Source organism: Mammaliicoccus stepanovicii (genome assembly GCF_002902525.1).
In the GTDB taxonomy this organism is placed as follows: Bacteria; Bacillota; Bacilli; order Staphylococcales; family Staphylococcaceae; genus Mammaliicoccus; species Mammaliicoccus stepanovicii.
Genome location: NZ_PPQZ01000008.1, coordinates 25,739 through 36,647 on the forward strand (window position 1 = coordinate 25,739; position 10,909 = coordinate 36,647).

Annotated in this window: 10 protein-coding genes and 1 rRNA gene; all 11 read left to right on the plus strand. The window is 34.3% G+C overall.

Going from position 1 to position 10,909, the window contains the following annotated elements:
• Window positions 1-53 precede the first annotated feature (53 nt).
• Window positions 54-1,334, plus strand: coding sequence for a tRNA lysidine(34) synthetase TilS (gene tilS, locus CD111_RS01220; protein ID WP_095089827.1), 1,281 nt, complete (start codon window positions 54-56; stop codon window positions 1,332-1,334).
• Window positions 1,318-1,854, plus strand: coding sequence for a hypoxanthine phosphoribosyltransferase (hpt, locus tag CD111_RS01225; RefSeq protein ID WP_095089825.1), 537 nt, complete (start codon window positions 1,318-1,320; stop codon window positions 1,852-1,854). The genes tilS and hpt overlap by 17 nt, the downstream gene beginning before the upstream one ends.
• 92 nt (window positions 1,855-1,946) lie before the next feature.
• Window positions 1,947-4,055, plus strand: coding sequence for an ATP-dependent zinc metalloprotease FtsH (gene ftsH, locus CD111_RS01230; protein WP_095089823.1), 2,109 nt, complete (start codon window positions 1,947-1,949; stop codon window positions 4,053-4,055).
• A gap of 169 nt (window positions 4,056-4,224) precedes the next feature.
• Window positions 4,225-5,103 (plus strand): Hsp33 family molecular chaperone HslO, encoded by an 879-nt coding sequence (gene hslO / locus CD111_RS01235; RefSeq protein ID WP_095089821.1) that lies wholly within the window; start codon window positions 4,225-4,227, stop codon window positions 5,101-5,103.
• A 98-nt stretch (window positions 5,104-5,201) separates the two neighbouring features.
• Window positions 5,202-6,131: a cysteine synthase A gene (gene cysK / locus CD111_RS01240; protein WP_095089820.1), complete on the plus strand. Its 930-nt coding sequence runs from the start codon at window positions 5,202-5,204 to the stop codon at window positions 6,129-6,131.
• Window positions 6,132-6,270: 139 nt separating this feature from the next.
• Window positions 6,271-7,050, plus strand: coding sequence for a dihydropteroate synthase (gene folP / locus CD111_RS01245; RefSeq protein ID WP_095089818.1), 780 nt, complete (start codon window positions 6,271-6,273; stop codon window positions 7,048-7,050).
• A 1-nt stretch (window position 7,051) separates the two neighbouring features.
• Window positions 7,052-7,414, plus strand: a complete 363-nt coding sequence (folB, locus tag CD111_RS01250) for a dihydroneopterin aldolase (protein WP_095089816.1) — start codon at window positions 7,052-7,054, stop codon at window positions 7,412-7,414.
• Window positions 7,414-7,902 carry a 2-amino-4-hydroxy-6-hydroxymethyldihydropteridine diphosphokinase gene (gene folK, locus CD111_RS01255; RefSeq protein ID WP_095089814.1) on the plus strand — a complete coding sequence of 163 codons (489 nt, stop codon included), beginning with the start codon at window positions 7,414-7,416 and terminating at the stop codon, window positions 7,900-7,902. Before folB ends, folK begins: the two co-directional genes overlap by 1 nt.
• A 3-nt stretch (window positions 7,903-7,905) precedes the next feature.
• Window positions 7,906-8,901: a tRNA dihydrouridine synthase DusB gene (gene dusB / locus CD111_RS01260; RefSeq protein WP_095089812.1), complete on the plus strand. Its 996-nt coding sequence runs from the start codon at window positions 7,906-7,908 to the stop codon at window positions 8,899-8,901.
• Window positions 8,902-8,918: 17 nt separating this feature from the next.
• Window positions 8,919-10,406, plus strand: coding sequence for a lysine--tRNA ligase (gene lysS, locus CD111_RS01265; protein ID WP_095089809.1), 1,488 nt, complete (start codon window positions 8,919-8,921; stop codon window positions 10,404-10,406).
• 407 nt (window positions 10,407-10,813) lie between these two features.
• Window positions 10,814-10,909 (plus strand): 5S ribosomal RNA (gene rrf, locus CD111_RS01270); the annotation flags it as partial.

Consider the following 10,909-nt stretch of genomic DNA (forward strand, 5'->3'; position numbering starts at 1 on the left):
CTTTTTAATTTGAATTAATCAATGTAATATATAAACGATTGAGGTGTATAACGATGCTGAAAATAACATGGGACGAAGATGAAATAATTGCATTGGCTGTTTCAACGGGAATAGATAGTATGGCGTTATTACACATGTTAAATACGACCTATAGAAATACTTATCGAAAGTTGATATGTTTACATGTAAATCATGGGTTGAGAGAAGCGTCAAATGAAGAAGCGGCGTTTATTAAGAAGTATTGTGAAGAACATAATATTGAACTTTACATCAAGAACCTTGATTTATCTGAAATTGTGAAACAAAACAAAAGTATTCAAGAGGCTTCTAGAAAGTATAGATACGCATGGTTTGATGAAATGATGACTGAAACAAGTGGTGATGTACTACTTACTGCACATCATATAGATGACCAAAAAGAAACAATTGCTTATCGCTTGTTTTCAGGTAGAATTGGGCGTGCATCATTAGGGATTGAAGTTGAACAAACAAGACAATCGTATCGAATAGTGCGACCTTTGTTACATATATCTAAATCTGAAATAGCTCAATATCAACAAATAAGCGGGTTCGAGTACTATGAAGACGTAACGAATAAAGACACAAAGTATACGAGGAATTATATACGCAATGAAGTTTTGCCGACTATTCAAAAACGTGAAGAACTTTCTACGAACCATTTACTCGATTTAAATGACTGGGTGGATGATGCTAGAAAGTTAATCAAAGAACAAGCTTCACAGTTTATTAAAAACGAAGTGTTATTAGAAAATGAAGCTAATATTAAACGAGATGTATTCAATAATTTAAATCAACTCGTTAAAGTTCAAGTGTTAGACGAATTAGTTGATAAGTATGTTGGAAGGCGATTCAGCATGAAGGCATATCAAGAATGGCTGAGTATATTTGCAAACGATACAAAACAATCTGTCATTCCTGTGTCTGATAATTGGCAGTTTGTAGTCGCATATGATAAATTATTATTATGTGAAGAAATAGAGTTTGATATAAATTCGACATTTATTGAAGCTTTTGAACAATGTGTTTTTGATAAATGGTTAATTGAAACGAAAAATATAGATAAGTCCTTGCTCGTAAGAACAAGACTCACTGGTGATCGCATTCAATATTATAACCGGGGAAATAAACACCACAAAAAAGTTAACAGAATTATGATCGACAACAAACTAGATATACATAAGAGAGATACATGCCCCATCATTGTAAACGGGAAGGACATTATTGCAGTTGGGGACATATGGATGGATTCAAACTTTAAGAACTTATTAACTATTACTTATATTGGAGATGACTTTAATGAACGATTCGATTAAGTCAGTTGTATTAACTGAGGAACAGATTCAAGAAAGATGCAAAGCTTTAGGCAAACAAATTACAGAAGACTATAAAGGGAAAACACCAATTTGTGTTGGTATCCTTAAAGGTTCTATCATGTTTATGGCAGATTTAATTAAAAATATTGAAACACACGTAGAAATAGATTTTATGGATGTTTCTAGTTATCATGGTGGAACAGAGTCTACTGGTGAAGTAAAAATACTAAAAGACTTAAGTACGTCTGTCGACAATCGAGACGTTATTATCATTGAAGATATTTTAGAAACAGGTACAACATTGAATTCGATAGTAGATTTATTGAAATATAGAAATTGTAATTCTATAGAAATCGTTACGCTTTTAGACAAACCGATGAAACGTAAAGTAGATATTGAAGCTAAATATGTTGGAGAGAAAATTCCAGACGAATTTGTTGTTGGATATGGTTTGGATTTTGCAGAAAAGTATCGTAACTTACCATACATTGGAACGCTTAAACCTGAAATATATCAATAATAGTAAATAGCGAGTTTAATTACTAGCGTAAGAAAATATAAATATGGTAAAATTTTTGTTAGTTTTATTAATTGAGTAGGAGGACAAATTGAATGCAAAAAGCTTTTCGTAATATATTAATGATCGCGCTTTTAGCCATCGTCCTATTTGGTGTATTCCAGTTCATTAATGGTAATGGGCAGGCACCAAAACAGCTTACATATAATGAATTTATGACGAAGCTAGAAAAGGGCGATTTAAAAACGTTAACTATACAACCTGAACAAAATGTTTATATGGTTAGTGGTGAACTAAAAAAAGGCAAAGATAAATCATATACATCTTCAGTCTTATTTAATAATCAAGATGATTTGAAAAAAATAACAGAAACAGCTCAAAAACAAGATAACTTAAAATTTGAAGTTAAAGAAGAAGAGAAACAAAGTGTATTTGTTAGTGTATTAACAACACTTATTCCAGTCTTAGTTATAGCATTCTTATTTATATTCTTGTTAAGCCAAATGCAAGGTGGCGGCGGCGGTGGCGGCCGTGTCATGAACTTTGGTAAATCTAAGGCGAAACTTTACGACAATCAGAAAAAACGCGTGAGATTCTCTGACGTTGCGGGTGCTGATGAAGAGAAACAAGAATTAGTTGAAATTGTTGATTTCCTTAAAGATAATCGTAAATTCAAGAAAATGGGAGCACGTATACCTAAAGGTGTCTTACTTGTTGGTCCTCCTGGTACAGGTAAAACATTACTAGCAAGAGCAGTTGCAGGTGAAGCAGGAACACCATTCTTCTCTATCAGTGGTTCTGATTTCGTTGAGATGTTCGTTGGTGTAGGTGCGAGTCGTGTTCGTGATTTATTTGAGAATGCTAAGAAAAATGCACCATGTATTATTTTCATTGATGAAATTGATGCAGTAGGTCGTCAACGTGGTGCTGGTGTTGGTGGCGGACATGATGAACGTGAGCAAACACTTAACCAGTTATTAGTTGAAATGGATGGCTTCGGTGAAAACGAAGGTATTATCATGATCGCAGCAACAAACCGTCCTGATATTCTAGACCCAGCTTTATTACGTCCAGGTCGTTTCGACAGACAAATTCAAGTAGGTCGTCCTGATGTTAGAGGACGTGAAGCAGTTCTTAAAGTACATGCGCGTAATAAACCTTTAGATGAAACGGTTGACTTACAAGCAATTTCTCAAAGAACGCCTGGATTCTCAGGTGCAGATTTAGAAAACTTATTAAACGAAGCAGCATTAGTTGCAGCACGTACTAATAAAACTAAGATAGATATGCGCGATATCGAAGAAGCAACAGATAGAGTTATTGCAGGTCCAGCTAAGAAGACACGAATGATTTCTAAGAAAGAAAAAAATATCGTCGCTTTCCACGAAGCAGGACATACAATCATTGGTTGTGTACTAGATGAAGCGGAAATGGTTCATAAAGTTACCATTGTTCCACGTGGACAAGCTGGTGGTTATGCTATGATGCTTCCTAAAGAAGACCGTTACTTTATGACAGAGCCTGAACTTTTAGATAAGATTGTTGGTTTACTAGGTGGACGTGTATCTGAAGAAATTAATTTTGGAGAAGCGTCAACTGGTGCACATAACGATTTCCAACGTGCTACAAGTATTGCACGTAAGATGGTTACTGAATATGGTATGAGTAAGAAATTAGGTCCATTACAATTTGGTAGTTCAGATAGTGGACAAGTATTTTTAGGTAAAGATATGCAATCAGAGCCTAACTATTCTGACCAAATTGCTTATGAAATTGATTCAGAAGTTCAACGTATTATTAAAGAACAATATGAACGTTGTAAACAAATTCTTACAGAGCATAAAGAACAATTAACATTAATTGCCGAAACATTACTTGTTGAAGAAACGTTAGTTGCTGAACAAATTCAATCATTATTTAACGAAGGAAAATTACCTGAAGTTGAATATGATGATAGTTATTTAGAAGAACATAATGATTCTGATGAAGATAAATATAAAGGTGACTTAACTGAACAAGAAGGTACATTGGATGTTGATGACGATGAGGTTGGTAAATCTTATGATGAAGTCAAAGATGAAGTTTCTCATGATAAAGATCATGAATCAAATACATCTGACAATGAACATAAAGATGAGCCAGCACATGAAGATGAACCAAATATTGATGATTTAGGTGACAACAAGCCTACAGATCGTAAATGATAATTTTATAAATGAAGTTGAAGATTACATTTGACGACTTCGTAAAACAAGGGACAACCCTGATAAAATCAAATAGATTTTGATCAGGATTGTCCTTGTTTTTAATTAGAAGAGAATTCAGAAATAAATCATGAAACCATGACTAATTTATTAAAAGGGAGCAAGAAAAATGACACAAGATTATTTAGTACGCGGATTAGCATTCAATGATGAAGTGAGAGCATTCGCAGTAGATACAACAAATACAGTTCAAGAAGCACAAACAAGACATTACACATGGCCAACAGCATCTGCCGCAATGGGTAGATCAATGACAGCTGGTGTCATCATGGGCTCAATGCTAAAAAATGAAGAAAAACTAACAATAACAATTGATGGTGGCGGACCAATCGGTAAAATCATGGTAGATGCAAATGGTAAAGGTGAAGTAAGAGGCTATGTAGAAAACCCTCAAACACATTTCCCTTTAAATGACCAAGGTAAATTAGATGTAAGAAGAGCAGTTGGAACAGATGGTATGTTAAGTGTCGTAAAAGACATTGGCATGAAAGATTATTTCACTGGATCGACACCAATCGTTTCAGGTGAACTTGGTGAAGATTTTACGTATTATTTTGTTACGAGTGAACAAGTACCATCTGCAGTTGGTTTAGGGGTTTTAGTTAATCCTGATAATTCTATCAAGGCTGCAGGAGGATTTGTAATCCAATTAATGCCGGGTGCTTCTGAAGAAACTATTTCTGCAATAGAAGAAAAAATTCAACAAATGGATCCAGTATCTAAGTTGATAGATAGTGGACTTACACCAGAAGAAATATTAGAAACTGTTTTAGGTAAAGAAAATATAAGATTTATTGATAAGATGGAAGTAGAATTTAAGTGTAATTGTTCGAGAGAAAAATTCTTAAATGCTATAAAAGGTTTAGGTGAAGCAGAAATAGACGCTATGATTAAAGAAGACCATGGTGCTGAAGTGGAATGTCATTTTTGTAGAACGAAATACCAATTTTCAGAAGAAGATTTAAATACGCTTAAAGAAAATATTTAACAAGTATAAAGTAAATACTTTCACTATATTCAGACATTTGTTATAATTATTATATCCGATAAACAAACTAAGATATAAAAAACAAGGAGTGAAGTGCAATGGCTAAGAAAGTAAATAATATTGTTGAATTAATTGGGGATACACCTGTTGTGAAATTAAACAATGTAGTTGAAGAAGGTTCTGCAGACGTGTACGTTAAGTTAGAATATCAAAACCCAGGTAGTTCAGTTAAAGATAGAATTGGGTTAGCAATGATAGAAGCTGCTGAAAGAGATGGTAAAATTAAACCCGGCGATACGATTGTTGAACCAACATCTGGGAATACAGGTATCGGTTTAGCTATGGTTGCTGCTGCAAAAGGATATAAAGCAGTATTTGTAATGCCAGATACAATGAGTAGTGAACGTCGTTCATTATTAAGAGCATATGGTGCTGAATTAGTATTAACACCTGGTGCTGAAGGTATGAAAGGTGCAATCAAAAAAGCAAAAGAACTTAAAGAAGAAAAAGGCTATTTCGAACCACAACAATTTGAAAATCCTGCTAATCCTAAAGTACACGAACTAACAACTGGCCCAGAATTATTACAACAATTTGAAGGCGAACAAATCGACGCTTTCTTAGCTGGTGTAGGAACGGGTGGTACTTTAACTGGAGCAGGAAAAGTCCTTAAAGAAAAGTATCCTAATATTCAAATAGTAGCAATTGAACCTGAAGATTCTCCTATTTTAAGTGGTGGCAAACCTGGACCTCATAAATTACAAGGTCTTGGTGCAGGGTTTGTGCCTGGAACATTAGATACTAATGTTTACGATGATGTTGTTAAAGTAGGCAACGAAGAAGCAATGGAAATGTCTAGAAAAGTTGCTAAAGAAGAAGGAATTCTTGGTGGTATTTCATCTGGTGCTGCAATTGTAGCTGCATTGAAAAAAGCGAAAGAACTAGGTGAAGGTAAGACAGTTGTTACAGTGCTACCAAGTAATGGTGAACGTTACTTATCTACTCCTTTATATGCTTTTGATGATTAATAAGTTCAATTTAGAAAGTTAAAAATGTATGAAAATATACACACGCCTAAAACAGATAGCTTAAAAGTTATTTAGTTTAGGCGTGTTTTTTTATATTTGTTATAATATATTTAATTATATATTAGGAAGGAAGACTATTTTGAGTAAAACTAAAATTATGGGTATCTTAAATGTTACACCTGATTCTTTTTCAGATGGTGGGTCATATAATAATGTAGATAAAGCTAGAGCTCATGCTGAGAAATTAGTCGAAGATGGCGCGGATATTATCGATATAGGGGGAGTATCCACAAGACCAGGTCATTCAGAGGTCACGTTGGAAGAAGAACTTAACAGAGTATTACCAGTCGTTGAGGCGTTGAAAGACTTAAATGTTCAACTTTCTGTGGATACATATAGAAGTGAAGTTGCTTTTGAAGTGTTAAAGCGAGGCGTCACTATGATTAATGATCAATGGGCAGGATTATATGACGAAGAAATGTTTAATGTAGTTGCAAAATTCAATGCAGAAATTGTTCTGATGCATAATGGTGATGGTAATAGGACACAACCTGTTATGGAAGAGATGCTACTTACACTGTTAAAGCAAGCAAATAAAGCTGAAATGGCTGGTATTAAAGAAAGACATATATGGCTTGATCCAGGCATTGGTTTTGCTAAAACGAGAGAAGAAGAGCGCGTTGTGATGTCTCGCTTAGATGAATTAGTGGCAACAGGATATAATGTATTGTTAGCAACAAGTAGAAAACGTTTAATTAACGATTTATTAGGTAATAATGTAGCAGTAGATCAACGAGATGAAGCAACGGGTGCTACAACAGCGTTTGGAATAGAAAAAGGTATTCACGCTGTAAGAGTACATAACGTACAAATGAATAAACGAATTGCACAAACTATCGATGCGTTAAAGGAGATTTAAGATAATGGATAAAATCATACTAGAGGGCATGTCGTTCTATGCTTATCATGGTGCTTTAAAGGCAGAAAATGAAATAGGACAAATATTTTTAGTGGATTTAGAGCTTAGTTTGGATTTGTCTGAAGCGGGTGAATCTGACGACTTGAAAAAAACTGTGCATTACGGTGAGGTATTTGAAATCGTTAAAGAAATAATGGAAAATAAACCAGTACAATTAATTGAACATCTTGCTGAACGTATTGCAAAACAAATCTTTTCGAATTATAATCGAGTATTGGAAACGAAAGTTAAGATTACTAAAAACAATCCGCCAATACCAGGACATTATCAAGGTGTAGGTATTGAGATAGTGAGGACGAGATAATGCATATCGCATATTTAGGGTTAGGTAGTAATATAGGAGATAGAGAACTTCAACTTGAACAGGCGATTAAATCACTAAATGAAGTAGAAGGAATAAACGTTACAAAGCGATCCCCAATTTACGAAACAAAACCAGTAGGATATACAGATCAACCAGATTTTTTGAATATGTGTATCGAAATCTCAACGAAATTAGAATCTTTAGAGCTTTTGAATGCTTGTATGATGGTTGAACGTGAACTTCATCGTGTAAGAGAAACGAGATGGGGCCCACGTACAATTGATATAGATATATTATTATATGATCAATCTGTTATTCAATCCCCAGACCTAGAAATACCACATCCGAGAATGACAGAAAGAGCGTTTGTGATGATACCACTAAACGATATTGCCTCAAGCGTTATTGAACCAATCACTAAAAAATATATTTGGGAACTAATGCCAAACGACAAACAAGTAGTAAAGCATAAGCGTGAAAGAGGTTAAGATATGTGGAAAATAGGAAATGTTGAGATGAATAACCGTGTCGTACTTGCTCCGATGGCCGGTGTTTGCAATGCTGCATTCAGATTAACAGTTAAAGAATTTGGTGCTGGATTAGTTTGTGCAGAAATGGTAAGTGACAAGGCAATACTTTTTAATAATGCTAGAACGATGAAAATGTTATATATTGATGAGAACGAAAGACCATTATCGTTACAAATATTTGGTGGAGAAAAAGAAACACTAGTTGAAGCTGCTAAATATGTTGATCAAAATACGACAGCAGATATTATAGATATTAATATGGGATGTCCAGTTTCAAAAATTATAAAATGTGAAGCTGGTGCTAGATGGCTATTAGACCCTGACAAAATATACGAAATGGTTTCTGCAGTAGTTGAGAACGTGTCTAAACCAGTGACAGTTAAGATGAGAATTGGTTGGGACTCAGAACATATTTATGCAGTTAAAAATGCCCAGATGATTGAAAAAGCAGGTGCATCTGCAATTGCAGTTCATGGCAGAACAAGACTACAAATGTATGAAGGTCATGCAGATTGGGATATAATTAAACAAGTTAAAGAAGCGGTAAGCATTCCTGTTATAGGTAATGGCGATGTAACATCTCCAGAACTAGCAAAGAAAATGATAGACGAAACGGGTGTAGATGCCGTTATGATTGGTAGGGAAGCTCTAGGTAATCCATGGATGATATACCGAACAGTTCATTACTTGGAAACAGGAGAACTAATGGAAGAGCCACCAGTTTCCGAAAAAATAAAAATTGCTATCTTGCACTTAGATCGTTTAATAGAACTAAAAGGCGAGAAAGTAGCTGTAATGGAAATGAGAAAACATGCTTCATGGTACTTAAAAGGAATAAAAGGTAATGGTAAAGTAAGAAAAGAAATTAATCAAACTGAAACACGAGACGAACTTGTAAATGTACTTGAAGAGTTTGTTGAAGACATTAGCGTGCAAGAAGAAGCGCATGCAATTTAAATAAGGAGTGGAATGTAATGTCAGAAGAAATGAATGACCAAATGTTGGTTCGTAGAGAGAAATTACAAGATTTAAGAGATTTAGGAATAGATCCGTTTGGTGAGAAATTTGAAAGAAGTGGAGATGCACAATCTTTACATAACGAATGGGATCAATTTAGTAAAGAAGAACTTCATGAAAAAGAAGAAGTTTCTTCAGTAGCAATTGCAGGTCGTTTAATGACAAAAAGAGGTAAAGGTAAAGCAGGATTTGCACATGTTAAAGATGTGACTGGTCAAATTCAAATTTATGTTCGTAAAGATCAAGTAGGAGACGAACAATTTGAAATTTGGAAACATGCAGATTTAGGTGACATTGTTGGAATTAAAGGTGTTATGTTTAAAACAAATACGGGTGAACTTTCAGTTAAAGCTAAAGAATTTATCGTTTTATCAAAATCTTTACGTCCTTTACCTGATAAACACCATGGTCTTCAAGACATCGAACAACGTTATCGTCAACGTTACTTAGATCTAATATCTAGTGAAGAATCGACAAAGACATTCATTACGCGAAGCCAAATTATTCAAGAAATGAGAAATTATTTAAATCAAAAAGGCTTCTTAGAAGTAGAAACACCAATGATGCACCAAATAGCTGGTGGCGCTTCAGCACGTCCATTCGTTACGCACCATAATGCTCTTGATGCGACATTATATATGCGAATTGCAATCGAATTACATTTAAAACGCCTAATTGTTGGTGGTTTAGAGAAAGTTTATGAAATCGGAAGAGTATTCCGAAATGAAGGTGTGTCTACAAGACATAACCCAGAATTTACAATGATTGAGTTATATGAAGCGTATGCTGATTATAATGACATCATGGATTTAACTGAATCAATGGTTGCTAGCATTGCAGAAAAAGTATTAGGAACTACAACAGTACAATATGGAGAAACTGAAATTGATTTAGCGCCAAAATGGAAAAGATGGCACATGGTAGATGCTGTTAAAGAATTTACAGGTGTAGACTTCTATGAAGTGAAATCTGATGAAGAGGCGCATGCCTTAGCAAAAGAACATAACATTAAAGTGGAAGATCGTATGACATACGGACATATCTTGAATGAATTCTTTGAACAAACGGTAGAGGAAAAATTAATCCAACCGACATTTATATACGGACATCCGATTGAAATTTCGCCATTAGCTAAGAAAAACCCAGAAGATGAACGATTCACTGATAGATTCGAGTTGTTTATTGTGGGTAGAGAGCATGCTAATGCATTTACAGAATTAAATGATCCAATAGATCAACGCGAAAGATTTGAAGCACAAATGAAAGAAAAAGACCAAGGCAACGATGAAGCACATGAAATGGATGAAGATTTCATTGAAGCATTAGAATATGGTATGCCTCCAACAGGTGGATTAGGTATTGGTATTGATCGACTTGTTATGCTATTAACTAATTCAGCATCTATAAGAGATGTATTATTATTCCCGTACATGAGACAAAAATAATAACAAGTAGTTTTTAATTTAAATAAAAGTATTGGAATTGTGTAAAAATAAAAGCATTTCGACAAAGACTTTTAAGTTTTTGGAGAAATGCTTTTGTTTATTTCTATAAAATAATAGCTAAATCATTTATATAAGTTGAAGATTAATTACACACATGAAGTAATATCATAACTATTGAGTAATCAGAATATCGATTTACAAACTTATTGAAAACCAATCAAAATAATTTGATGTAAAGTGTTGACGAACATGAAAATATTATGTATTATATAAAGGTCGCTGAAAACGAGACGCATATCAATTCGAGATGTATGTAAAGAAAGTTAAGAAGGTGTAAAATTTACTATTGAAAAGCCATTGAGACTTCTTTATAATATATAAGGTAAGACAAAAACAAAACAATATTATCTGGTGACGATAGCAAAGAGGTCACACCTGTTCCCATGCCGAACACAGAAGTTAAGCTCTTTAGCGCCGATGGTAGTTGGACTTACGTTCCGCGA